Origin of the sequence: Segatella oulorum F0390, assembly GCF_000224615.1 — a bacterium.
Classification (GTDB): domain Bacteria; phylum Bacteroidota; class Bacteroidia; order Bacteroidales; family Bacteroidaceae; genus Prevotella; species Prevotella oulorum.
On the sequence record NZ_JH114215.1, the window covers coordinates 632815 to 656881 of the forward strand.

The window sequence follows — 24067 nt, forward strand, 5'->3', positions numbered from 1 at the left end:
AAGAAAAATATTAATTTTGCAAACGTGATAGAACTGGAAAGACATATAGAGATATTATTGCTTACAAATGATTGCGTCATTATTCCGGACTTTGGGGGATTTATGGCACACCACATGTCGGCGCACTATGACGAGAGAGACCACTCTTTTCTCCCGCCAACACGCTCTATTGGCTTTAATCCCCAACTAAAAATCAACGATTCGTTATTGGCACAATCCTATGTCGAGGGTTATGATATTAGCTATCCGGAGGCCATAAGACGAATTGAATTGGAAACAGAAGAGCTGAAACAAATCCTAAATCAACAAGGAAATTACGTGCTCAATGATTTAGGAACACTTCGCTTAAACGGTGAAAATAATTATGTTTTCGAGCCTTGCGAGGCAGGTTTACTCACTCCAGAGCTCTATGGTTTAGGCCGATTTGAACTTCCGAAACTAAATGAGGTTACAGACATTGAGGCCGAACAAAATGCAGAAAAAGATATTGAACAGCCATTCGCACAACGCAATAGTAAATTAATCCCCTTATTTGAAGAAGAAGAACAAGATGAGAAATCCTATATCATAAAGCGTAGTGTCGTGCGAAATATTGCTGTAGCATGCATCGCTCTCCTAATATGTATGTTGATTCCGATACCATTAGGGAATAGCGGAATAAGAAATATTGCAGGCAACAATATTGATACGAACTTGTTGATGCACATTGCACCCCACGATATGGTGAAGAAATATGCCGCTTCAAACATACAAAAACAGCCCTCTCATCGTACAGATCTGCCAGAAAAGGCAATCTCGCAAAATAAGAACGAAGCAGCTTTAACAAAGCAAGAAGATTATTATGGCATCGTGCTCGCAAGTAGGGTAACACATAAAAATGCTATCGCCTATACGCATTTTTTACACCAAAAAGGCTTTACAGACGCACAGGTTATGAAAACCAAAAGGAATGTAAAGGTAGTTTTTGGGCAATACCCTTCAGAAATCGCTGCACGCCAGGCAATGAATCGTCTACGAAAATATCCAGAATTCAAAGAAAGCTGGATAGCACATTTCCAGTAAACTTTTTCCATTGAAATGAAACGTGTTAGATGTCCTAAATGTGACAATTATATCACATTTGATGAAACAAAATATCGTGATGGGCAATCGCTTGTCTTTCAATGTAGCAACTGTGGCAAAGAGTTTGGCATTCGTATAGGTGTTTCAAAATTGCGCAATCTACAAAAGCAAGAAGTGCATGATGAATTTGCGAATGAAACCGGGTGTGGTGCAATCGTTGTCATTGAAAATGTCTTTCATTATAAACAAGTTATTCCATTGCAAATGGGCGACAATACGATTGGCCGCTATATGAAAGGCAGTAAAATCAATTGTCCCATTGAAACCAACGACCCCAGCATCGACATGACCCATTGCACCATTAATGTTGCTAAAGATAAAAAAGGGAAGCTCGTTTATACGCTAAAAGATGGTCCAAGCTATACAGGAACCTTTGTAAATAACGAGATTTTAGGAGACAAGGAGCGTCGGAGAATTGAAGATGGAACCCTTTTTACAATTGGTGCAACCAGTATTATTCTTCGAGCAGGAGACAATTCTAAATAAATCTATTAACCCCTAAAGTTGAATCAGCTGTTTGGTTATATCCTCATTCCAGCTCTTCAACCAACCTTTATTTCCCATATTGCTTCATGAGGCTATAGGCTTCATAACACCCTTCCTCACCAGCTTTACTCAAATCAGCAAGTCCTTTGGCCTTCTGGTTAGATAAAATGTATGACAATCCTCGATTATAATAGGCTTCAGCCATCTTATTATGCGTGGAAAGCACTTGCGTATAAAGACTTATCGCCTGCCGATAATCTCCCAATTCAGCATAAATGTTAGCCAAGTTGTATAGGATATAGGATGAGTCCTTACACCATTTTTGAGCCATTTGCAATTGATTAATGGCCGCTTTCCTCAACAAATTTTGATCACTGACAGCAGTAGACTTCAATCTAAGTTGTTTCATTGTACACACAGCTTGTTGCCAATATGCTAACCCCATGGTAGAGTCGGCCACCAAACACGAATCTAAATCACGATGTGCCGCAACATAATCATAGGTATCCATGTAAGCAACAGCACGCTGTAACAGCAATATGCTTGTTTCCTTAGCCGAAGGATGGCGATTCAGTTGCTGTGTCAACTTAGCCTGAATGGCAAAGATCAATGAAGACTTCTCTACCGAACTACTATCCCGTTTGTAAGAAATATAAAGTGGATTCTGTAAAGAATGATGCTGGTTAAAAACTTCCACATCCCTATTTTCTAATGATAATTCCGTAAGACCATTACGATATTTATAATAAGACAAGGCAAACATAGGCATCAATTCCGTGCTTCCTTTCATATTTTGCACAAAGCCTCTTGTCTTGCTTGAATATTCAGTTGTCGACACTTCATCTGGCAGTTCTATCCATTGGTCATATTTCTCAATATCAAAATCATTCAACTGACGCACACGACGCAACTTTGCTTTGCTCCAACGTTGCTGCACCCCATTCTGCTTATCCAACTGCGCTTTGAGCAAATGGAATTCGTCCATCTCAGCTTTTGCTATCATACCAATTCGCCGATAGCAACGCGCTCGGCTCTGTAATCCTATCCAAAAATTAGGAAATTGCTTTAAAACAGCTGTATAATCAGCTATTGCAGCCTTATACTCCCCTACTCTATCCAACAAAAGAGCACGATTATAACGCGCTTGGAGATTTTGTGGTTCATGACGAAGAACGAAGGTAAAATCTTGAATGGCACGATTATCATCGCCCACAGTAATGCGCAATAAGCCACGGTTGTAATGAGCTAAAAAGCTATTGGGATCCATATCGATGGCCTTGTCGAAATCTTCCATTGCTAAACGTAACTGATTAAGATTTACACGACACATGGCACGATAAGTATAATTGTTGACAACTTTAGGAAGATAGTGTATGGCCTGCGAAAAAGCTTCATTACCTCGCGCCCATGCACTCCGCTGTAAATAAATCCTACCCAATACAGACCATGAGCTACCATCATAAGGATTGCGTTTCAACGTGCGCTCCAACCACAACTTTGCACTATCTACCTTGTTCTCTTTGAGATAGGTCTCGGCCATCAGCGAATAGCTATTGGGCAAGTCTGGCCAGCGCTTTATGATACCATTCAAGTCTAATCGCGACTGCTTGATTTCACCGTTATAGAACTTTGCCAAAGCACGATTAAACCAATATTCACGCTCATCAGGTTGCAAGCTGATGGCCTTGGTATAATCTTCGACTGCTGACTCATACTGCTTTAAATTCAGAGAATTGGCTGCACGTGCACGAAATAGCTCATGAACATAAGGATTGAGTTGTATGGCATGATTATAATCATCTGCTGCCCCCTGATAATCACCCAAGCTTTGTTTCGCAACACCTCTATAAAACCATGCACGATAAAGATTAGGGCGATTAGAGATAATGTTGTTACAATATTGGATAGCAACAACATAATCTTGATAACCTAAAGCCGTTTCACAAGCTTCCAACAAACGCTCAATGTTGTATTGAGCACGAATATTAGCAATAAAGGTTACAAGTAGACAGCAAGTGAGCAGAATTTTTCGCAAATGAATATCCCTTATTTTTTCGCTACCTTTGTGCGATAGTTACAACGAAATTTACCTTTCAGCATCGCTTTTAATTTGCCTGCAATCATTTGTTTTCGCAATACGGGCAAATGATCAATGAACATCTTCCCCTCTAAATGATCAAACTCATGTTGCATCACACGAGCAAGGAAACCTTCAACCCATTCTTCATGCACCTGGAAATCTTCATCTTGATAGCGCACTTTGATACGAGTATAACGCTCAACACGTTCTGTTAAACCCGGCAAAGACAAACATCCCTCATCCATGATCTCGGTAGGTGCCGTTTCATCAAACGCTAAAATATGTGCATTGATAAAAACTTTTCGCAAGCCCGCATACTCCGGATAATCGTCTTTCATCACATCTAAGTCCATTACGACAACGCGAATATCACGACCTATCTGAGGTGCAGCTAAGCCTATGCCGTTACTTTCAGCTAAAGTATCAAACATATCTGCAATGAGCTTCTTTAAATCCGGATAATTCTCATCAATATCCTGTGCCACTTTGCGCAACACAGGTTGTCCATATATATATATAGGTAATACCATCCTTTTATTTCTTATTCTCTTTATGGCAAGAAAAACACATGCTTTTGTGCCATAATATGTATGACTTTACGGGCAAAAACATACGCTTTTAATAGCCAATAACAATGCTTTTTGCTAAACCTATAGATGCAACCTCAACAATGTGCCTGAGAGAATTGCTTATATTGCAAATAATCTTGTAAAAGAATTGTTGCAGAAATCTCATCCACTAACCCCTTGTTTTCACGGCGAACTTTCTTTCGTACGCCACTCTCTATAATTGCTCTATGCGCTAATACCGAAGTATAACGCTCATCATAATAAACAATGGGGATGGTCGGTTGCAGCTTTTGCCACCGTTTTACAAACTGTTCTACCCGTTGAAGATTTTCACTCGGTGCGCCATTGGGTTGTGTCGGACGCCCGATAACAATCTCTTCGACTGTCTCTTTTACAATATACTGCAAAAGAAACGTCACCAAATCTGCTGTTGCAATAGTGACTAACCCATTTGCAATAATTTGCAATGGATCAGTCACTGCTATACCTGTACGCTTCTTACCGTAATCAATGGAAAGGATGCGTGCCATTCTTATTGTTCAGACTTCTGTTGGATAGCTTCTCACCTACTTTTTATAAAGTAACCATGCATCAGCATACTTTGCACGCAAAGTATTGCGACTATTCACAGCATCAGCTTTGCTATCATAAGAAGCGGCAACAACCCGATAGAGATTTCGTTCCTGATTAAAAACGATAGAGGGGTTATAGCCTTCATTACGCAATGTGTTTTGTACTCCCTCGGCATTTGCCTTCAATGAGAATGAACCCACAACTACACCGAAGTTTTTAACTACAGGGCCAGAAACCACACTATAATTTTCCTGACGAACAACAGCATTATCAACATTGTCTACAACGGTTGTCTCTGTAGAACTCTTTTGTTCTAAAGGCGTTACCACTGGAGCTGTTGTCTGAGGCTCTTCTGATTGCTGCGCAGCCTCTTGCGCCTTTGCTTTCTCATAAGCCTTCTTATATGCACTTTCACTGGAACCACAACTCGTAAATGCAGCTAATGCGCATACGCTTAAACAGAATACAAGAGTTTTTTTCATAATCTCTTATTTGTTAAATAATTCAACTTATAATCTCTAATTATACTGTGCGAAAGTACAAAATATCTCACGAAAAAATTACGGACACGCGCATAAAGTTTGTTAAATAAGATATTTACGCCATATTTAACAAAAAATGAGCAGTAGGAACTTGAAGATATTAGAAATATATTGTATATTTGCTTCAGATTTTCGATGCCGGTTTGAAACAGCATTTGGAAGTTTATTGTTGAACATACATAAAAAATTAGCTTATGAAGACTTTAGGTTACATTTGTGCTTTCTTAGGTGGAGCAATTGCTGGTGCAACATTAGGTTTGTTAGTAGCCCCCGAAAAGGGAACCGACACACGTGAACGCATCGCTGAAACATTAGACGATTTTTGTAAAAAGCATAACCTCAAACTATCAAGAAAAGAGGTTAATGACCTTGTTGCCGACATCAAAGATGCTTCGGCCGATGCTATAGTTGACTAAATTCTATGTTCTCAAACGACAGAAATATAGAAACGATAGGACAACTTATTGAATCGCTGAAACACTACATCGGGCTGCAACAACAATTTTTAAAGCTCGATGTAGTGGATAAGATTGTCCAACTGATTACTGCAATAACAATTGGAACCATCATTGCCGTGTTGTTAATGTTGGCCTGCATTTATGTAAGTTTTGCTGTAGCCTATGCCCTATCGTCTATTGTTGGAAATGTTTTAGCTTTCAGTATCGTTGGTGGAGGTTATCTTCTACTGCTCCTTATTTGCTTTATCTTCCGCCATCAGTGGATTGAGAAACCTTTAGTTAGATTTCTCGCAAATTTACTTTTAAACAAAAAGGTATGAAAACGGTACAAAAATATAATTCATTAGAGGATATTCGTTTGCAAAAAGAAATGTTGCAAACTGATTTGCATCAGAATGAACAACAGATAGCTTTGCTTTGGAAAGAGTTGCTCAAACCTGCAGAAGCTTTTCAAAAGAATGCTTCGACCTCTAAACGCCTTATCGGCCTTTTTAACGTAGGAGCAAACATTCTTGATGGAGCTATCTTAGGTTGGAAACTGTATAAAAAGTTTAGATAATAATCTCTTCACCATCATATCCAAAATGCACATGCGGCGGTAAATGCTGTTGTGCATTGCAATGTAGCCCCGCATCGTGTGTCAAATGGGTGATATAGATTTCCTTTATATCGGGGAAGCGCTTTGAAAAGGCAATAGCATCACCTATGAGCTGGTGACTATGATGAGAGCGTTTCCAGCGTAGCCCATTAATAAGCAGTAATTCGATACCTTCCAATAAAGGATATTCTGTTTCATGCATTGATTTCATATCGGTGATATAAGCCATGCGATTTATGCGAAATCCTAAAATCGGTAAATCACCATGCATCACTTGAATGGGCATAATTGACACCTCACCAACGCTAAAAGCTTGATGTGCGACGATGGTATGTAAATGAAGATCCGGTGCACCAGGATAGAGCATTCCTGATTTTGGAAAACAATAAGGCATCGTTTGATGCAAAGCTTCAACAACATCTTGCTGCGCAAAGACATCAACAGCGCTTACCCAACAAAAGGGACGCAGGTCATCTAAGCCTGCAACATGGTCATAATGAATGTGTGTAAGTAGCACAGCATCAAGTTTTTTAAAAGGCAATCTCAACATTTGCTGACGGAAATCGGGACCACAATCAATTAAGATACGTGTCTCTCCAACTTCCACTAATGCAGAAGTACGTAGACGTTTGTCATGGCTATCATTACTTCTGCACACGTCACATTGGCATCCTAAAACCGGAACCCCTTGCGAAGTCCCTGTCCCTAATAATGTTATTTTCATACAATGTTTACTTCCGGATGGATAGAGATGCCAAACTTTTTTTCCACATCATGGATAATTGCATCACTCAAGGCTATAATATCGGTTCCTTTTGCTCCACCTAAATTTACCAATACAAGTGCTTGTTTCTCATAAACACCGGCACGACCTAAATGTTTCCCTTTCCAACCACATTGTTCAATAAGCCATCCGGCAGGAATTTTATACAGTGCTTCGCCAACCTTATAAAATGGCATGGCAGGATATCGTGTAATAAGCCGCTCAAAAGTATGTGCCTCTACAAGCGGATTCATAAAGAAACTCCCTGCATTGCCAAGCACTTTGGGATTGGGAAGTTTCTTTTCCCGAATGGCAATAATGCTTTGACGCAACTCTTTTGCAGATGGTGTTAGAATATGATTTTCGGCCAAAGCCGCTCGGATATTACCATAATCTAAATGGGGTTGGAATGTCTTCGATAGCCGATAAGACACATGCGTAATGAGGTAATGATTTTTCCATTCATGTTTAAACTTGCTATTCCGATACGAATAACCACAATCAGAGCCTGCAATTGTTTCGACTTCACCAGTCGCGAGATTAACAGCTTCAACAGATTCGATTACATCCTTCACCTCACAACCATAGGCACCAATATTTTGTACAGCACTTGCCCCTACCTCACCCGGTATTAAAGACAAGTTCTCTACACCATGATAGCCATGTGTAACACAGAAATCGACAACGTCATCAAAGATTTCTCCCGAACCACAACGTACAATTACATCATTATCTATAGGGGCGACATCAATTCCTTTGATTGCAGAATGAACGACAATACCGTGGAAGTCTCCTTTTAATAAAAGATTGCTCCCTGCACCAAGCAGTAACAAAGGCGCTGTGGAAGCACGTAAAAAATGAGCAATGGCTTGTGCTTCTGCTATAGATTCGTATTCTAAAAATCGATCACACGCAGCAGGAATACCAAATGTATTGTGTGCTAACAAACTATAGTTTTTCTCGTCAATCATTGAGCATGTATTACATTGAAAGCTTCATCAACTTCCATTCTTTCCCTATCTTTTTAAATGTTAACTCTGTTTCCAAACCATTTGCAATGCCACGGATGACAAAAATCTTTTGATTGCTCTCCGTATATTTCTGCCCATAGATAATATTATAAATAAGTGCATGTGGCAATTCTGGGGCAAATGAAGGCCACTGCTCTGGCAACAATGTCCCAGAAGTGTTACTAAAGTCATTATCAGGATCAGGCCCAACAAAGTGCAATGGATCATGCACACTACGTGCTTGGAAAGCGGAATCTGTTGCAAAACGCTGATAGAAATGCAGAAATGATGCATTGCTGTTTTGTCTTATAGGATGAACATTCAGAGAAGTTAACATCCATTCTCCATGGATACGATTGAACAGATATTGTTTAACCGAGTTATTTGTTAAGTAAATTTTTTCTACTACAACATGATTAATGGTTGTATCCTTCACAACTTTCATTTGCTTGGCATTGTCAAATATCAACGTATAGAAATCTTGACGCATAAAGAAATTGTCAATCTTCCACTTATCCTTTGCTATCGTTCGTACGACCTTTCCATTCTCATAAACCGGCAAAGGAAAAAGAATACGCTTACGCTGCAATTTTCTGTTGGCTGCGAAATTGAAGAAAAAATCGTCAAACAACTCATCTGCTGCTTTTGGCATGGGCTGCTCACTAAGCAATGTTTCTAATGTATCGGCAGAAGTTGAATCAACATTCCCTGTATCAACCGCTACACTATCGTCCTTTATTGGCTTTTTATCTGTACATGCTCCTGTTGAAAATAAGATCGACAACAGAATTAGTAATCCCGAACCATAGAGTAATCCTTTTCTCATAACAATATTTATTGCTTTCTTTTGCTATATTTTCGTGCAAAAATACAACATTATTCCGACTACAACAATAAAGCGATTAAAAAAAAGAAATCGTTGGAATTTTACAAACTAACATTCGCAAGTATCAAGTAAAATACGTAACTTTGCATCAATAGTTTTTAGAACAACAACGATATACAACAATATGCTTTTAGAAAAAATAGCATCACTCCTTGAGGAGGTGAATCAATTAAAGGCTAAGAATGCCGAAGATGTGGAACAACTGAGACTGAAATATCTTAGTAAAAAGGGTGAGATTAATGGCCTTATGGCAGATTTTAGAAACGTAGCTGGCGATGAGAAAAAGACTATAGGCATGAAAATCAATGCGCTTAAGCAGTTGGCTACTGAAAAAATCAATGCATTAAAAGAGGCTGTTGCCAGCACTGACTCGCAAGAAGACACACTTGACCTCACACGCACCCCTGCTCCTATAGCTTTAGGAACGCGGCATCCTCTCACTATTGTGCAAAATGAAATCATTGCTATTTTTCAACGTATGGGATTTGTTATGGCAGATGGGCCAGAGATTGATGATGATAAACATGTGTTTACCATGCTTAACTTCGCTCCTGACCATCCTGCGCGAGACATGCAAGATACGTTTTTTATCGAACAAAGTGATCCTAACGATGTAACGAAAAATATCTTGCTGCGCTCCCATACATCGGGCGATCAGTCTCACTATATGGAGACTCATCAACCGCCTTTCCGTATACTCTGTCCCGGCCGCGTTTATCGTAACGAAGCTATCAGTGCACGTGCACACTGCTTCTTTCACCAAGTTGAGGGACTTTATGTTGACAAAAATGTGAGTTTTGCCGATTTAAAGCAAGTTTTACTTACTTTCGCACGCGAAATGTTCGGTAAAAATACCAAGATTCGCTTGCGCCCAAGCTATTTTCCTTTCACTGAACCCAGTGCTGAAATGGATATTACTTGTAACATTTGCGGTGGCACTGGATGTGGATTTTGTAAACACACAGGATGGGTTGAGATATTAGGATGCGGCATGGTTGATCCCAATGTGTTAGAGGCATGTGGCATTGATAGTTCTATTTACAGTGGTTATGCTTTCGGTATGGGTGTAGAGCGCATAACAAATTTGAAATATCGTGTAAATGACTTGCGTCTGTTCTCCGAAAATGATGTGCGTTTCTTAAAACAATTCACTTCTGCTCGATAGTCTCTATCATTCATATAACAAATTCGTCGGCAGAAGGATTGCCGACGAATTTGTTATTTCCCTTTTATAACAATCCCACATCGGATCTCTGATAGTGATAAAATCCTATTACTTACAACAGACAACTGCAAGAAAAAGGCTCAACAATAAATTATTTTTTAAATTATTTTATCAAACCCTTGTATAAAATAATACTTATTAGTATTTTTGCAAAAGAATTGAAACGCATTTTTATTGTTGAAAGCTATAAAATACATATTATTTGCTTTGATTTTACTCTGCACGGCTTGCAACTGGGTGTTAAAGAGTAATTCCACAGAAAAAAAGCACATAGAAGTCGTTCGTTATGACCGATTAGAGAGCCGCTATCTTACAACGGGAGACTTTTCGGCCTTGCAGGAAATGAATACAGAATACGCTATTGAAACAAAAACACTCATAGAAAATGTTTTAAATTTAGGTGCAGTCTATGAACCTGACATCAATAGCACCCTGCTCAACTATTATCAAGACACCACGCTGCAAAAACTTATAGCTGACATAGAGGAGCAATATAGTGATATGGATGATGTTAATCAAGATCTCACAAAAGCATTTACAAAAGCTAAAAAGGAGATTAAGGACATTACTATTCCTACCATCTACACCCAAATCGGAGCTTTTGATCAAAGTATTATCGTGGGCGAACAGACGATTGGAATATCATTGGATAAATATCTTGGAGCAGATTATCCACTTTATCAGAAATATTATCATGCAAATCAGCGGACGACAATGACACGGGAATATATCACTCCAGATTGTCTGTTTTTCTATCTCATGAGTCTTTACCCCATGAAAAATGCAGAAAACAGCAGCCAACAAGCCAAAGATATGCACACAGCACGCCTTATGTATGTTACGAATCAACTCGTCGGACGTGAGGCCTTCAACACAAATGGTGTGAAAACAGTAGAAAAATACATGAAGCACCACGATAAGCTTACGCTGAATGGGTTGCTCATACAATAGACAGTGGTGCCTTTTCCTCTCACTTTTCGTGATGGAGGAACTACTTATATACCCCTAATGAATTATGCCATACACCATAATATATAAGGAAAAGGAAAGTGATACACATTACAAATTATTAAACGCCTCGTTTATAATAACCCTAAGAACAAATTTATTGTGTAAATTTTGCAAAGCGGAGTTTGCAAATAAGAAAATAATTACTATCTTTGCAGCACATTTAGAATAAACAAAATAGTGGCAAGATAATGGAAGCTTTCTTTCGCACACATACTTATTTGGTAGAGCATACCCGCGATTCTGTGAGGCGTTCACTCATGGATGAGATTGATTGGAATGATCGCCTTATAGGAATTAAAGGTACGCGCGGCGTCGGAAAGACCACTTTCTTACTACAATATACAAAAGAGAAATTTGGCGCAACAGATCGTCGGTGCCTTTACGTAAATATGAATAATTTCTATTTTCAAAGTAAAGGTATAGCAGAATTTGCTGGCGAATTTGTAAATCGTGGTGGAGAAGTCCTGCTTATAGACCAAGTATTCAAACAGCCAAATTGGAGCAAAGAATTGAGACTTTGCTATGATCGATATCCACAACTGAAGATTATCTTTACAGGTAGTAGCGTGATGCGCCTGAAAGAAGAGAACCCAGAGCTGAACAATATTGTAAAGAGTTATAACCTCAGAGGCTTCTCTTTCCGCGAATTTTTAAACCTCCGTACAGGTAAGACATTTCATGCTTATACGTTGGATGATATTCTACAACAGCATGAGCATATTGCAAAAGAGATTTTACAGACCACACCTTCATTAGAATACTTTAAAGAATATCTTCATCATGGTTTTTATCCGTTCTTTTTAGAGCAACGAAACTTTTCTGAGAATTTGTTAAAGACGATGAATATGATGACGGAAGTGGATATCCTACTCATCAAGCAGATTGATTTAAAATATCTCACAAAAATAAAGAAACTGTTTTATCTTTTGGCACTTGAAGGAGCAAAAACGCCCAATATTAGCAACTTGGCAGAAGAGATTGATACCAGTCGTGCGACAGTGATGAATTACATTAAGTATTTAGCTGATGCACGTCTTATTAATATTATCTACCCTGTTGGTCAGGACTTCCCTAAAAAGCCAAGCAAGGTGATGATGCATAATCCGAATTTGCTTTATGCTATCTATCCATTGTTGTTTGATGAACAAGAAGTAATGGACACATTTTTTGTGAATTCACTGTGGAAAGATCACCGCGTAAACCAAACTTCACACGATCACTATTTCACGGTTGACAATAAATATAAATTTAAAATCCAAGACATGCAGAACGAGCAAAAGCATCGTTGCCACTCTGATACGATTTATGCACGTTATAACACCGAAGTCGGACAAGGGAATTGTATTCCCCTATGGTTGTTCGGCTTTCTTTATTAAGTAACAACAAATAGATTTTAGATATACAAAAACATTCATTAATTTAATAATAAAATGGCTAAAGAGAAAAAGTTTATCACATGTGATGGTAACACAGCCGCTGCACATATCAGCTATATGTTTACAGAGGTAGCTGCCATCTATCCTATTACTCCGTCGTCTCCGATGGCAGAGCATGTTGACGAATGGTCGGCAAAAGGTCGAAAGAATTTATTTGGTCAGACCGTTTCTATCCAAGAAATGGAATCTGAAGGCGGTGCAGCTGGTGCCGTTCACGGTTCTTTGCAAGCTGGTGCCTTGACTTCAACCTATACAGCCTCGCAAGGTTTGTTGTTGATGATTCCCAACATGTATAAGATTGCCGGCGAATTGCTTCCCTGCGTATTTAACGTATCGGCGCGTACATTGGCTTCTCATTCGCTCTGTATTTTCGGCGATCACCAAGACGTTATGGCATGTCGCCAAACAGGGTTTGCAATGTTCTGCTCAGGTTCCGTGCAAGAAGTGATGGATCTTTCTGCCGTGCCACATTTGGCATCGTTGGAAAGTTCTGTTCCGTTCGTTAATTTCTTCGATGGCTTCCGCACCTCTCACGAATACCACAAGATTGAAGAGATGGATATGGAAGACATCCGTCCATTGGTAAAGCAAGAGTTTATTAAGAGATTTCGTGACCGTGCATTGACGCCTGAACGGCCTGTAACACGCGGTACAGCCGAAAATCCGGAAACATTCTTCACCCATCGTGAAGCATCGAACCAGTATTACGATCGTATTCCTGGAATCGTAGAAAAGTATCTTGGTGAGATTTCAAAGATTACAGGTCGTGAGTACCATCTCTTTAATTATTATGGTGCAAAGGACGCAGAGAATATTATCATCTTGATGGGTTCTGCAACAGAACCTGCACGCGAAGCCATTGACTATCTTGTTAAACAGGGTAAGAAAGTGGGGATGGTTGCTGTGCACCTCTATCGTCCGTTCTCGGTTGAAGCTATCCGTAAGGCTATTCCTGAAACTGTGAAGCGCATTGCCGTGCTCGATCGTACAAAGGAGCCAGGTGCAGAAGGCGAGCCTTTGTATCTCGATGTGAAGAGTGCACTCTACGAAGATCCACGCAAGCCCCTGATTGTTGGAGGTCGTTATGGTTTAGGCTCTTCAGACACAACGCCTGCAAAGATTATCTCTGTATTCAACAACCTTGAGTTGCCTATGCCAAAGAACCACTTCACAGTGGGTATTGTTGACGATGTCACCTTTACCTCACTTCCCGAAGTAGAAGAAATCCCTCTGGGTGGCGAAGGATTATATGAGGCAAAATTCTATGGTCTTGGTGCAGACGGAACCGTTGGCGCAAATAAGAACTCGGTTCAGATTATCGGTAACAACACTAACAAATATTGTCAGGCTTACTTTAGCTACGATTCTAAGAAGTCGGGTGGTTTCACCTGCTCACACCTCCGTTTCGGAGACGAGCCTATCCATTCAGCTTATCAGGTAAATACGCCTAACTTTGTAGCTTGCCACGTTCAGGCCTACCTCCACATGTATGACGTTACACGCGGTTTGCGCGATAATGGCACATTCTTGCTGAATACCATTTTCGAAGGCGAAGAGCTCGTTAACTTCATTCCCAATAAGGTGAAGGCTTATTTTGCAAAGCACAACATCAAAGTTTACTATATCAATGCAACCAAGATTGCGCAAGAGATTGGGTTGGGTAACCGCACCAATACCATTCTTCAATCGGCATTCTTCCGCATCACGAAAGTTATTCCCACCGAACTTGCCGTTGAGCAGATGAAGGCTTTCATCGTGAAGTCGTATGGGAAGAAAGGACAAGATGTGGTTGACAAGAACTATGCAGCAGTTGACCGTGGTGGCGAATACAAAGAACTTGCTATTGATCCCGCATGGGCTAAACTGCCTGCTGACGAAGATAATGATGGCGATGTTCCCGCATTCATCAAAGAAATTGTTCGTCCTATCAACGCACAATCGGGCGATTTGCTGAAAGTTTCTGACTTTGTGAAGAACGATACCGTCGACGGAACGTGGAAAAACGGCACAGCAGCTTTCGAGAAGCGTGGTGTTGCAGCATTTGTTCCCGTTTGGAATGCCGATAATTGTATTCAGTGTAACAAGTGTGCTTACTGCTGTCCCCACGCAACCATCCGTCCGTTTGTTTTGGATGATAACGAAAAGGCCGGCTTTGAGGGCATGACCATGGACATTCTTGCACCCAAACAGCTCAAAGGCATGCAATTCCGTATTCAGGTTGACGTGCTCGATTGTTTAGGTTGTGGAAACTGTGCAGATGTTTGTCCAGGTAAGAAGGGCGAAAAAGCTTTGGTTATGGCTCCGTTCAACGTTGACGATCCTAACATGAAAAAGGAAGAAGCCAACTGGGAATACATGGTGAAGCATGTCAAGAGCAAGCAAGATCTTGTAGACATCAAGCAGAGTCCTAAGAATAGCCAGTTTGCTCAACCATTGTTTGAATTCTCTGGTGCATGCTCAGGTTGTGGTGAGACACCTTACGTGAAGTTGGTTTCACAGCTCTTCGGTGACCGCGAAATGATTGCCAACGCAACTGGTTGTTCGTCTATCTATTCAGCTTCCATCCCTTCAACACCTTATACCACGAACGAAAAAGGACAAGGACCGGCATTCGATAACTCGCTGTTCGAAGACTTCTGTGAGTTTGGTTTAGGTATGGCTATGGGTAACAAGAAAATGCGCGAGCGTATTACCGTGTTGCTCAACAATCTCATTGCTGACGATAAGACAGCTGCCGATTTCAAATCAGCCGCACAGAACTGGATTGATAACAAGAACGATGCCAACGGGTCGAAAGTGGCGGCAGCTGCTTTGAAGCCATTCATCGAAAAAGGTGCAGCTGCAGGTTGCGACGTTTGCAAGGAACTACAAACCCTCGACCACTATCTCGTGAAACGCAGCCAATGGATTATCGGCGGTGATGGTGCTTCTTACGACATCGGCTACGGCGGTCTTGACCACGTGCTCTCAACGGGTGAAGATGTAAATATCCTTGTACTCGATACCGAGGTCTACTCTAACACGGGTGGCCAGAGTTCTAAGTCTACCCCATTGGGTGCCATTGCACAATTTGCTGCACAAGGTAAGCGCATTCGCAAGAAAGACCTGGGCTTGATGCAAACCACCTATGGTTATGTTTACGTAGCACAAGTGGCTATGGGTGCCGATAACAATCAAACCCTCAAAGCCATTCGCGAGGCAGAGGCCTATCCCGGACCATCGCTTGTCATTGCTTATTCTCCCTGTATCAACCACGGTATTAAGGGAACGAAAAACATGAAGCGTAATATGGGACGCAGCCAAAACGAAGAGAAGCTCGCTGTAGATTGTGGCTACTGGCACTTGTGGCGCTATGATCCACGCTTGGCTGACGAAGGCAAGAACCCATTCCAATTGGATTCTAAAGCACCGAACTTTGCCGACTTCCGCGAATTCCTCATGGGCGAGGTGCGCTACTCTTCAGTAGCAAAGGCTTATCCGGCCGAGGCAGAGGAGCTCTTCTCAGAAGCTGAGAAGATGGCGAAGTTGCGCTATCAGACTTATGTTCGCAAGAGCAAAGAGGACTGGAGCGAAGAAGCTTAAAACGTAGGCATCGGAAGGATGCTCAACATCATTTTAAGGGCTTGTACAAACCATGTACAAGCCCTCAATTTTTGTTTTATCATGTGCAGCCTCAAAAGCAGCAATACGCTTTTTAAAGATTTATCGCTGTTATTACCCCATCGGGGTTATACTTTCGATAGCGCAGGGTTGGCAAGTGCAACGCAGCCTACCCTGGGTAATGATGTAAGGGGTGAGGCTACCCCCTTGGGGGTTGTACTTTTTCTCATCGCACATTATCACCACATGCGGCGAATGAATGATTTCCCCGCATGCAAATTGATTTTAAAAAGTACAATGCCGATGGCATAGGTTCCTGCCCGGCGACTTTACCCAGGGTTGCCGACGATAGGAGGCTACCCTGGGCTATCAAAAGTACAAGCCCTACAGGCTTGATTTCCCCCACATCCATTTACACACGAGGATTTAACGATAAATGCGCCCCTGCAGTGCGACACGGGCGGGCACACAGGCACCGCCCCTACCAACCTCCATCATATTTTTCCACGCAATCCCACACAAATAAAATAACCATTTACATGCAATCCACCCAAACGAAACCGTAGGGGCGGTGCCTGTGTGCCCGCCCGAACGTCCGCATAGCGGCGTTTCCATACCAAAATACACGCATTGCGCATGGGAATGAATGATGGATGCGCCCCTGCAGTGCGACACGGGCGGGCACACAGGCACCGCCCCTACTAAACTCCGTTATACATCCGCGTACAATCCTCCCCAACGACATCAACCACCCAAACGAAACGCGTAAACAATCCACACAACACATCGGGGGCGGAAATGCATCGCGCACTCCCGCCCCCATTCTTTGAAATAAAAAAGTGTGTGTATCGTTATGATTTGGGCGTCACCGTGGATGACGTCATTTGTTTTAAAGCAAGTTATTCTTTGGGCGTCACCGTGGATGACGTCATTTATTTTAAAACAAGCTATTCTTTGGGCGTCACCGTAGCATCGCCCTGACCTTTGCCAACCGGTTTGTCTTTACCGTCGCCTGGTTTGTCCTTGCCGTCGCCACCATCGCCCGGGTTTCCACCGCCCGGCTTCTTGCCATCAGGTGTTTTTCCGCCGTCACCGGGTTTCTTTCCGTCACCCGGTTTGTCGCCATCCGACGGCTTTTTGCCACCCTTCTTTTTCTTCGGCAGCACCTCGTGTTTGTAGCGGTCGATGTGCTCGTTGAGGAATTTGGCCAAGGCATCGTAGTCGGTGGTGCCGGAGACCATGGCCAACGCATTGACGAACTTCACGAGGTGACGATAGGCGGCATCGGTGGCCAAACGTGCCGCGCGCAATTCGCCGGCAGCAATGACCGATTGTGCCGTGGTGCGGTCGACGATAAACTGCTCCACCTTGGCGTTGGCCTCCTTCAGCGGCGCAACATAGAGCGTGAGCCCCAACTTTGCCACCTCGGCAGCATGCTTTGTTTCCAAATCGGCGATGAAATTGTGCAGCAAGCCCGTTTCGCGGTCCAGTTGCATCGCAGGGTTGATGGCATAATCGGCCACACACTGCTTCAGCACCTTTCCCGCTTTCGCCACATCGGCCACGGGCGCATCCGTGAATCCATTAATCGCTTTGCGCAACCCGCGGAAAATGTCGTCGCGCGCCTTGTCGGCCGCGCGGATGTCGTCCGTGATAAGGTTCCGCCGCGAAATCACCAGGCAGCGATCCTCCTCCTTCAACGCGGCAGCCAAAGCCTCCATCGCCTTTTTCGCCGAAGCATTCGTACTCAGTGTTGCCTCTGCTGCGAAACGGTCGTTCACCACTTTCATAAATTCGTAGTGTGCACCGTTGTTCATGCCCACTAAATCAACTTTTTGGATATCAATCATCATGAAATGCTTTTAATGTATTAAATAAAAAAAATTGTTCTTTGATCGTTGTTATTTTTGATTTCAATGCTTGCAGCGTTACTGCGAGCACTGTTTTTTACGTTTTGGCGCTTGCAGCGTTACTGCGAGCACTGTTTTTTGCGTTTCATCGCTTGCAGCGTTACTGCGAGCACTGTTTTTTACGTTTCAGCGCTTGCAGCGTTACTGCGAGCACTGTTTTTTGCGTTTCAGCGCTTGCAGCGTTACTGCGAGCATTGTTTTTTGCGTTTTATCGCTTGCAGCGTCACTGCGAGCACTGTTTTTTACGTTTTATCGCTTGCAGCGTTACTGCGAGCATTGTTTTTTGCGTTTTATCGCTTGCAGCGTCACTGCGAGCACTGTTTTTCGCGTTTTATCGCTCGCAGCGTTACTGCGAGCATTAAAATTTTTATTTTCACCTTTGCAGAACGGCGGCGTGTGTTGGAATGGTAGGGGCGGCGCCTGTGTGCCCGCCCGAACGTCCGCGTAGCGGCGTTTCCATACCAAAGTAATACATTTCCATCCGAAAATGAGGTATTGCCATCCGCAAACGTTGCGTTTCCATCGGCAAAGGGCACGATTCCACGTGCAAACGCCATGTTTCCATCCGTGAAAGGCACCGCCTAACGATGGATGCGCCCTTGCGGGGCGCGCTGGCCGGCACACAGGCACGGCCACTACCCTTGCTGCAACGTAATTCTTCATTCTATGATTATTCAAATGATTGCACCACCATGCCATCGGTGCGTGGTGAGTTGCGACTCCAACTATGTCCACAGGATACCCATGTGGGGCTAAACCAAAAGGCATCTGCGGTGATTCCCCATCCGTCGTACAGCCATCCCGTGGCGTTGGAAGTCCAATAATAACCAGCTTCACCAATTCCACCTGTTATGTTAAAAGCATAGGCTCCATAAGCCGGCAGATAGAAATAGTCGGCCATTTCGTTGAGCGGTGGAAGCCCCTGCGTGGGTACAGTGTATGCGCCAAAACTAAAATTGGCATTCTCTGTTCGCCAATCCTTGGTAACTGGGTTACCCAAATAATCCTTGATGGTTGCCGACGATTCCATTTGGGTGGCAGTGATGCCTTGGTCGAGCAGGATGCGTGCTTTTTTCTTCAGCCACAATCCACCGGCATAAAGATGCCCCATGGAGGTCCACAGCTCTCTATCGTAGTGTGCATCGCCTTTTTGAACATACCACATCGCCTCGTTCAAGTTGGGGCACACTGCACAGGAATTGGTGGCTGCAGCAGGAGTAGAGTAAGGATATATGCGCGGACCAACCTGGCTCCATTCGGGGTCAGTGTCTTTATACGCATGGGTTGACTTCCCCCGTGGTACTGCAGGCTGCCATGGGTCGGCAGAATTCCATTCGTGTTTCCACCAATAGTTTTGTTTGGCATCCCAAGTATAGTATCGCTGGGCGCTATAGTCCTTAACGGTGAGGTTGGCGGTGACATCGTGGATTTGGCCGGGACGGCAATCTAATGTAACAATTTTGGTGACGGCACCTTCTACAGGTGTGGGCACTCCCAATGGGGTTGCTATACCGGGGGTACTGTTTAAATGGTCGACATCGTTTTTCATCCAATAGCGAATGCGCATGGTGTGGAGCCCCGGTGCAATGACAACATAGACGCTATTTTTATGGATGTCTGTGGTTGCATTGTCGAGGGCAAAGTTTGTGGTGGTTAGGGTGATGGTTTTAGAACCGTTTGAGGCGAGGGCGAGGTTGCCGTTGGATGCAATGTTATAGATGCCGGCAATGTTGTCTTGTGCGATAATCTCAATTTTGGTGAGCTTGCTGCGATTGACATAGGCATTGCTCGAACGCGGAAGCAGGCAGAGATAAGAGGCCTTGTGGTCGAGCGTAAAGAGATATTGATTGACGGCTTCCTTGGTAGCATGTGCTACGCCGATGTCACCCGAGACACCTGCATGGTCAAAATTGTCAGGAGCCGACTGGGTTTGCTGTGCCTTGATTTCAACTTGTGGCTGTGTGCCAGAAATGGGCATATTGGTGTAGATGACGTCGTGCGTAGCATTGCTATACGTACCATTCAATATGAAACTGGCGTGCGATTTATTGTTGGATTCGGGAAAATCCGCAGCGTTGCTCTCTTGCCAGGTATTGGTGTTATCCTTTACCCAAATTTTGTCGGTAGCCAACCATTCAACCCTGGCACCGCCATTCTGCACATGGTCGGTGATGGTGGTTCGAGTGACGGGCGAAAATGTTTCTCCGCTGAACTGAATTGCATGGGTAGAGATGTTGTCGTTGCCTGAGTCTTTATCTTGCGCTTCACTGTCGGCACAAGCTATGATTGATAATCCCATGAAACTGTAGGCTACAAATCGAAGCCATTGTTTTATGGTTTGTTGGTTTACTATTGTTTTCATTTTCGAATGTTGTTTTAATTGATCACTGTTTAATCTTCCCATAGGTCGGAACTTCCGTTTCCGGATGTTTCTGTGTCCTCATCCTCTTCATCCATAAATCCGTTCCACCGTTTGGCGTCGCCGACACTTTGGCCTGGAGCGATTGTTCCCGCATTTCCACTTGCTCTTTCGAGCAAACCTTCACTTTCTACATGAATGAGAATAGACTCTGGACGTATATACGCCCGTTTTTTTCTTACAATTATCATTTGCTTCATTATTAATTAAAATTATACCTAAAAGTTTTATTATCGATTTCTATTTTTGGGGTGCGTCGTCTCCGAAACGGAATAAGCATACGCATGCCAAATGCGTTCGATTTATGCACACAAAAAGGGCATGCAAAAAGTTTATGAAAAACTTCTTGCACACCCTTTGTTTATAAGTGATTATGTTGTATATTACGCGCGCGTAGGAGCGGACGTTAGAATGTGTGTGTGTGTGTGTGTGTGTGTGTTACACTTTTATTTGGTTCTGCCAAATAAAAGCTGTTAAAAGTCGAAATATTTTTATTTTCTGTCTTCATTTTTACACCGACACAAGTTATTGTTTTAATGATGTTCACAACGAACATCGGGTGCAAAGTTATAAAGTTTTGTTGGAAGTGGCAAACAATGCAGCGAAAAATATGCATGTGCCCGCGTTTACACGATTTGAAGCAGCTCTTGTATGTCGTCGATGGCTTTTATCGGGCTTGCAAAGCGGCAACATATAAAAAGTCGCTCAGCCGATTGATGAATTGCAGGCAACATGAAGAAATTGGCTGCGTGCGCTGCAAACTCCACAGGCGGCGCTCACAAGTGCGCGTTTTGGCACGTGCATAATGTAGGTGGGCAGTGAGCAAATTGCCTCCGGGACGCACAAAGCAAAAGGCATGGCGCGGACTATTTGCATCAATATAACGCTCCATTTCACGGACTTTCGCCTCGAACGCAGCGTTGTCAACCGTGCGCGTGTCGTCGGCAACATGAGCCATTAATTGCATCAAGAGCTGTTGCACGTCCATCAACTGCTGCTGTAACACCGCGTCATGCGCGGCATACTCGGTAACAATTCCCAGGAGCGAGGTCAGCTCGTCGAGCTCACCGTTTGTTTCAATCCGCACGTCATCTTTGGCTACGCGCAAACCGTTTCCCAAAGAGGTTTCGCCGCCATCGCCGCGTTTCGTATACACAACCATTTTCTTTATCTGTTTTTTAGAATTACATAAATCACAACCGGCGCACCGATGAGCGGTGTGACTGCGTTGAGCGGAATGATGCCGCGGCTGCCCCAAACATGGCACAACAAACAACATAATAAGGCCACAAACGCCCCCATGACCATGGTGGCAGGGAGCAAGAGGCGATGGTTGTCGGTTGTTAAAAGGAGGCGGGCCAAATGGGGAACGGCCAAACCGATGAAAGCGATAGGTCCACAGAAAGCTGTGGTCACAGCCGTGAGGAGTCCCGTGAGCAGCAACAAAGCGTGACGTATTTGCCGGACATTTACGCCTAAGTTGGCCGCATAGTCCTCGCCCAACAACAACGCATTGAGAGGCTTCGCCAATGCCATCGTGAGCATAAGTGCCACACCAACCACTGCTGTATAGGCGGGCAAATAAGACGGCGACACGCCTCCGAAATCACCCATTCCCCAGATCACGTAGGACTTCACGGCCTCACCATTGGCAAAGAAGTTGAGCAATGAGATGGCGGCTCCCGATAAATAGCCCACCATGATGCCCACAATGAGCAACATGACACTGCTTTTTATAAACCATGAGAAGGCAAAGATAAGCATCGTCACGAGAATGGCTCCTGCAAAAGCTGCCAACAACACGGCTATAAATCCCATGAGGTTAAAGTGGGCAGCAAGCACATCGCCGCCCAACAAAAGCATTACTAACGCTACCCCTAATCCCGCACCGCTCGTCACACCGAAAACACCGGGACTGGCTAACGGATTGCGAAAGGTGGTTTGCAGCAATAAGCCACACACAGACAGCGAGGCTCCGGCCAACACAGCCGTGAACGCTTGCGGCAACCGATGGGCCCACAAAATGTAGTTCCATGCAGGATGTTCCACCATGATTTGTTGTCGGGCAGCACTATCATTTAGCGAGAAAAGCAGCTGCAACGCATCGTGCAACGGAATCGTGACACTACCTACCAGCAAATTGCCTAAGAATAAAACCACAATACCGAGCATCAGCGCCACGAAATAAAAGATAGTTTTTTTCATGCGCCGAGATTATTTCATGCGATGATAGTAACGCAATGGCGCCAGGCCAGTCAGCGTTGGATGGGCAATCTGCAAGATGTCATTCAGCAACCTGTCGGGATGAAAGTCCACCTCTTCATAATAGGGAACTGCGGCACAGTCACAGCCAAAGACCTTTCCCTGCCGAAAGGCTTTAAACTGTGCATAGCCCGCATCCTCGGCTAACAACGCTTGCCGTGTGTTGGGCTGATGGTTGTATTTGATAAGCCAAATATCACTATTTCCGGCCTCATTGAGCACAGTTTCAAACGATAGCGCAAGACTGCCAGCATGGATATCATCAGCGAAAGGATAAGTCACCCGTGCATCGCGCAACAGCTGTGCAATGGTGCTCCGTCCACCCGGAACATACCAGACACTGCCCATCTTGCGCTCGGTAAACGCCGAGACCTTTTCTCTTGTCTGCTGTGCCTTGGCCATCAAAGCGTGATAGTTGCTGTCGACCTGTGCAAACAAAGTGTCCGCTTGCTGTGCCCGTCCGAAAAGCAAACCATAGAACTTCATCCATTCGGCTCGTCCAAGTGCCGAGGTTTCCATATAGTCGGCAGTTTCGATGATGGGGATATTTAAGGTTGCCAACTTGGCGAAACCACCGCTTTGCTCAAACGGCGACACCAACAAAGCCTCGGGATGCAACTGCATGATGCGCTCTACATCGGGTTGCATACTGCTGCCGCAATCCACCACCTTTGCCGTGTTTCGGGCTGGTAATTTAGCTCTCCGCTGCACGTCGGACAGATTGATATAGGCTAAATCGCATACACCGCTAAGTGCCTGCCGCGCGTGCAAATCGTAAAGCAGTGCGCAATGCGACGTGGTGAAAACCACCGCATGCGCAATGGGCGTGCGCACCACCGTAGCTTCCATCGTCTGCAACTGTGCATCGTGCTGCAACAGACTATCTCCTACTCTACCTTTGGGAACGAGCACATAACTATGTAGCACGGCACCTTTCTTCCAAGGATTGGCCAATGTGGCTTGTATATAACCCTTATACTGAACGAGTGAAAGCTGTTGGGCATAGCGCAATGCAAGGGTGTCGCCCTCATAAGTGGCGTTGCTTGTTGCAGCACCATTACAAGCACAAAAGATACCACAGACAAAGGCTATGAAAACAAGTGGGCTCTTCATTCGG

Annotated in this window: 24 protein-coding genes; 10 read left to right on the forward strand and 14 right to left on the reverse strand. The window is 43.7% G+C overall.

Annotation, left to right across the window (positions count from 1 at the left end; all coding sequences use genetic code 11):
- The first annotated feature begins 24 nt into the window (after positions 1-24).
- Entirely contained in the window at positions 25-1062 is a 1038-nt protein-coding gene (locus HMPREF9431_RS02715) for an HU domain-containing protein (protein ID WP_004379551.1), read from the forward strand.
- 15 nt (positions 1063-1077) lie between these two features.
- A complete protein-coding gene (locus HMPREF9431_RS02720) occupies positions 1078-1608 on the forward strand; it encodes an FHA domain-containing protein (protein WP_004379552.1) in 531 nt (176 codons plus the stop codon).
- Between the two features lie 67 nt (positions 1609-1675).
- Here HMPREF9431_RS02720 and HMPREF9431_RS02725 read toward each other — a convergent pair whose 3' ends face one another.
- From HMPREF9431_RS02725 to HMPREF9431_RS02740, 4 genes are all read right to left on the reverse strand, one after another.
- A complete protein-coding gene (locus HMPREF9431_RS02725) occupies positions 1676-3643 on the reverse strand; it encodes a tetratricopeptide repeat protein (RefSeq protein WP_004379553.1) in 1968 nt (655 codons plus the stop codon).
- A gap of 11 nt (positions 3644-3654) precedes the next feature.
- Complete coding sequence (gene def, locus HMPREF9431_RS02730; protein ID WP_004379554.1) at positions 3655-4218, reverse strand: peptide deformylase; 564 nt, start codon at positions 4216-4218, stop codon at positions 3655-3657.
- A 134-nt stretch (positions 4219-4352) separates the two neighbouring features.
- Positions 4353-4787: a Holliday junction resolvase RuvX gene (gene ruvX / locus HMPREF9431_RS02735; RefSeq protein ID WP_004379555.1), complete on the reverse strand. Its 435-nt coding sequence runs from the start codon at positions 4785-4787 to the stop codon at positions 4353-4355.
- Positions 4788-4823: 36 nt separating this feature from the next.
- The gene (locus HMPREF9431_RS02740) at positions 4824-5312 is read right to left on the reverse strand and encodes an SPOR domain-containing protein (RefSeq protein WP_004379556.1); all 489 of its coding nucleotides are present in this window, start codon (positions 5310-5312) and stop codon (positions 4824-4826) included.
- Positions 5313-5566: 254 nt separating this feature from the next.
- Here HMPREF9431_RS02740 and HMPREF9431_RS02745 point away from each other — a divergent pair, with 254 nt between their 5' ends.
- The 3 genes from HMPREF9431_RS02745 to HMPREF9431_RS02755 are packed head-to-tail and all read left to right on the forward strand — an operon-like array spanning position 5567 to position 6389.
- Positions 5567-5788, forward strand: a complete 222-nt coding sequence (locus tag HMPREF9431_RS02745; RefSeq protein ID WP_004379558.1) for a YtxH domain-containing protein — start codon at positions 5567-5569, stop codon at positions 5786-5788.
- A gap of 5 nt (positions 5789-5793) precedes the next feature.
- Positions 5794-6150, forward strand: a complete 357-nt coding sequence (locus HMPREF9431_RS02750) for a phage holin family protein (protein WP_004379559.1) — start codon at positions 5794-5796, stop codon at positions 6148-6150.
- Positions 6147-6389, forward strand: a complete 243-nt coding sequence (locus tag HMPREF9431_RS02755) for a hypothetical protein (RefSeq protein ID WP_004379560.1) — start codon at positions 6147-6149, stop codon at positions 6387-6389. Before HMPREF9431_RS02750 ends, HMPREF9431_RS02755 begins: the two co-directional genes overlap by 4 nt.
- Here the strand turns inward: HMPREF9431_RS02755 and HMPREF9431_RS02760 are convergent.
- The 3 genes from HMPREF9431_RS02760 to HMPREF9431_RS02770 are packed head-to-tail and all read right to left on the reverse strand — an operon-like array spanning position 6382 to position 9027.
- Positions 6382-7152, reverse strand: coding sequence for an MBL fold metallo-hydrolase (locus HMPREF9431_RS02760; protein ID WP_004379561.1), 771 nt, complete (start codon positions 7150-7152; stop codon positions 6382-6384). The two genes, HMPREF9431_RS02755 and HMPREF9431_RS02760, sit on opposite strands and share 8 nt — an antisense overlap.
- The gene (murB, locus tag HMPREF9431_RS02765) at positions 7149-8162 is read right to left on the reverse strand and encodes a UDP-N-acetylmuramate dehydrogenase (protein WP_004379562.1); all 1014 of its coding nucleotides are present in this window, start codon (positions 8160-8162) and stop codon (positions 7149-7151) included. Before murB ends, HMPREF9431_RS02760 begins: the two co-directional genes overlap by 4 nt.
- Positions 8163-8172: 10 nt before the next feature.
- The gene (locus tag HMPREF9431_RS02770) at positions 8173-9027 is read right to left on the reverse strand and encodes a DUF4348 domain-containing protein (RefSeq protein ID WP_004379563.1); all 855 of its coding nucleotides are present in this window, start codon (positions 9025-9027) and stop codon (positions 8173-8175) included.
- Between the two features lie 184 nt (positions 9028-9211).
- On the opposite strand from HMPREF9431_RS02770, the gene pheS reads away from it, so the two are divergent.
- The 4 genes from pheS to nifJ all read left to right on the forward strand — a co-directional run bounded on the left by pheS (position 9212) and on the right by nifJ (position 16341).
- Positions 9212-10252, forward strand: a complete 1041-nt coding sequence (gene pheS / locus HMPREF9431_RS02775) for a phenylalanine--tRNA ligase subunit alpha (RefSeq protein ID WP_004379564.1) — start codon at positions 9212-9214, stop codon at positions 10250-10252.
- 237 nt (positions 10253-10489) lie between these two features.
- Positions 10490-11263 carry a gliding motility protein GldB-related protein gene (locus HMPREF9431_RS02780; protein ID WP_458693801.1) on the forward strand — a complete coding sequence of 258 codons (774 nt, stop codon included), beginning with the start codon at positions 10490-10492 and terminating at the stop codon, positions 11261-11263.
- Between the two features lie 248 nt (positions 11264-11511).
- A complete protein-coding gene (locus HMPREF9431_RS02785; protein ID WP_004379566.1) occupies positions 11512-12699 on the forward strand; it encodes an ATP-binding protein in 1188 nt (395 codons plus the stop codon).
- A gap of 54 nt (positions 12700-12753) precedes the next feature.
- Positions 12754-16341 carry a pyruvate:ferredoxin (flavodoxin) oxidoreductase gene (gene nifJ, locus HMPREF9431_RS02790; RefSeq protein WP_004379567.1) on the forward strand — a complete coding sequence of 1196 codons (3588 nt, stop codon included), beginning with the start codon at positions 12754-12756 and terminating at the stop codon, positions 16339-16341.
- Between the two features lie 444 nt (positions 16342-16785).
- Here nifJ and HMPREF9431_RS12140 read toward each other — a convergent pair whose 3' ends face one another.
- Positions 16786-16974: a hypothetical protein gene (locus HMPREF9431_RS12140; protein WP_081463306.1), complete on the reverse strand. Its 189-nt coding sequence runs from the start codon at positions 16972-16974 to the stop codon at positions 16786-16788.
- Between the two features lie 332 nt (positions 16975-17306).
- On the reverse strand, positions 17307-18209 hold the full coding sequence (locus HMPREF9431_RS02795; protein ID WP_004379570.1) for a DUF6261 family protein: 903 nt from the start codon (positions 18207-18209) through the stop codon (positions 17307-17309).
- A 41-nt stretch (positions 18210-18250) separates the two neighbouring features.
- On the opposite strand from HMPREF9431_RS02795, the gene HMPREF9431_RS02800 reads away from it, so the two are divergent.
- Positions 18251-18631 (forward strand): hypothetical protein, encoded by a 381-nt coding sequence (locus HMPREF9431_RS02800; protein ID WP_155812921.1) that lies wholly within the window; start codon positions 18251-18253, stop codon positions 18629-18631.
- Between the two features lie 308 nt (positions 18632-18939).
- On the opposite strand, the gene HMPREF9431_RS02805 is transcribed toward HMPREF9431_RS02800, so the two are convergent.
- From HMPREF9431_RS02805 to HMPREF9431_RS02825, 5 genes are all read right to left on the reverse strand, one after another.
- Positions 18940-20631: a hypothetical protein gene (locus HMPREF9431_RS02805; RefSeq protein ID WP_004379572.1), complete on the reverse strand. Its 1692-nt coding sequence runs from the start codon at positions 20629-20631 to the stop codon at positions 18940-18942.
- A 29-nt stretch (positions 20632-20660) separates the two neighbouring features.
- Positions 20661-20879 carry a hypothetical protein gene (locus HMPREF9431_RS02810; protein WP_155812922.1) on the reverse strand — a complete coding sequence of 73 codons (219 nt, stop codon included), beginning with the start codon at positions 20877-20879 and terminating at the stop codon, positions 20661-20663.
- A gap of 476 nt (positions 20880-21355) precedes the next feature.
- Entirely contained in the window at positions 21356-21850 is a 495-nt protein-coding gene (locus HMPREF9431_RS02815; protein WP_004379576.1) for a cob(I)yrinic acid a,c-diamide adenosyltransferase, read from the reverse strand.
- Between the two features lie 5 nt (positions 21851-21855).
- Positions 21856-22893 carry an iron ABC transporter permease gene (locus HMPREF9431_RS02820; RefSeq protein WP_004379577.1) on the reverse strand — a complete coding sequence of 346 codons (1038 nt, stop codon included), beginning with the start codon at positions 22891-22893 and terminating at the stop codon, positions 21856-21858.
- Between the two features lie 9 nt (positions 22894-22902).
- Entirely contained in the window at positions 22903-24063 is a 1161-nt protein-coding gene (locus HMPREF9431_RS02825; RefSeq protein WP_004379578.1) for an ABC transporter substrate-binding protein, read from the reverse strand.
- Positions 24064-24067: the final 4 nt, after the last annotated feature.

Bases quoted from the DNA above. Each gene is read 5' to 3' on its own strand.
- HMPREF9431_RS02720 (WP_004379552.1), top strand. From the start codon at position 1,078: ATGAAACGTGTTAGATGTCCTAAATGTGACAATTATATCACATTTGAT.
- def (WP_004379554.1), bottom strand. From the start codon at position 4,218: ATGGTATTACCTATATATATATATGGACAACCTGTGTTGCGCAAAGTG.
- ruvX (WP_004379555.1), bottom strand. From the start codon at position 4,787: ATGGCACGCATCCTTTCCATTGATTACGGTAAGAAGCGTACAGGTATA.
- HMPREF9431_RS02740 (WP_004379556.1), bottom strand. From the start codon at position 5,312: ATGAAAAAAACTCTTGTATTCTGTTTAAGCGTATGCGCATTAGCTGCA.
- HMPREF9431_RS02745 (WP_004379558.1), top strand. From the start codon at position 5,567: ATGAAGACTTTAGGTTACATTTGTGCTTTCTTAGGTGGAGCAATTGCT.
- HMPREF9431_RS02750 (WP_004379559.1), top strand. From the start codon at position 5,794: ATGTTCTCAAACGACAGAAATATAGAAACGATAGGACAACTTATTGAA.
- HMPREF9431_RS02755 (WP_004379560.1), top strand. From the start codon at position 6,147: ATGAAAACGGTACAAAAATATAATTCATTAGAGGATATTCGTTTGCAA.
- HMPREF9431_RS02760 (WP_004379561.1), bottom strand. From the start codon at position 7,152: ATGAAAATAACATTATTAGGGACAGGGACTTCGCAAGGGGTTCCGGTT.
- murB (WP_004379562.1), bottom strand. From the start codon at position 8,162: ATGATTGACGAGAAAAACTATAGTTTGTTAGCACACAATACATTTGGT.
- HMPREF9431_RS02770 (WP_004379563.1), bottom strand. From the start codon at position 9,027: ATGAGAAAAGGATTACTCTATGGTTCGGGATTACTAATTCTGTTGTCG.
- pheS (WP_004379564.1), top strand. From the start codon at position 9,212: ATGCTTTTAGAAAAAATAGCATCACTCCTTGAGGAGGTGAATCAATTA.
- HMPREF9431_RS02785 (WP_004379566.1), top strand. From the start codon at position 11,512: ATGGAAGCTTTCTTTCGCACACATACTTATTTGGTAGAGCATACCCGC.
- nifJ (WP_004379567.1), top strand. From the start codon at position 12,754: ATGGCTAAAGAGAAAAAGTTTATCACATGTGATGGTAACACAGCCGCT.
- HMPREF9431_RS12140 (WP_081463306.1), bottom strand. From the start codon at position 16,974: ATGGAAACGCCGCTATGCGGACGTTCGGGCGGGCACACAGGCACCGCC.
- HMPREF9431_RS02795 (WP_004379570.1), bottom strand. From the start codon at position 18,209: ATGATTGATATCCAAAAAGTTGATTTAGTGGGCATGAACAACGGTGCA.
- HMPREF9431_RS02805 (WP_004379572.1), bottom strand. From the start codon at position 20,631: ATGAAAACAATAGTAAACCAACAAACCATAAAACAATGGCTTCGATTT.
- HMPREF9431_RS02810 (WP_155812922.1), bottom strand. From the start codon at position 20,879: ATGATAATTGTAAGAAAAAAACGGGCGTATATACGTCCAGAGTCTATT.
- HMPREF9431_RS02815 (WP_004379576.1), bottom strand. From the start codon at position 21,850: ATGGTTGTGTATACGAAACGCGGCGATGGCGGCGAAACCTCTTTGGGA.
- HMPREF9431_RS02820 (WP_004379577.1), bottom strand. From the start codon at position 22,893: ATGAAAAAAACTATCTTTTATTTCGTGGCGCTGATGCTCGGTATTGTG.
- HMPREF9431_RS02825 (WP_004379578.1), bottom strand. From the start codon at position 24,063: ATGAAGAGCCCACTTGTTTTCATAGCCTTTGTCTGTGGTATCTTTTGT.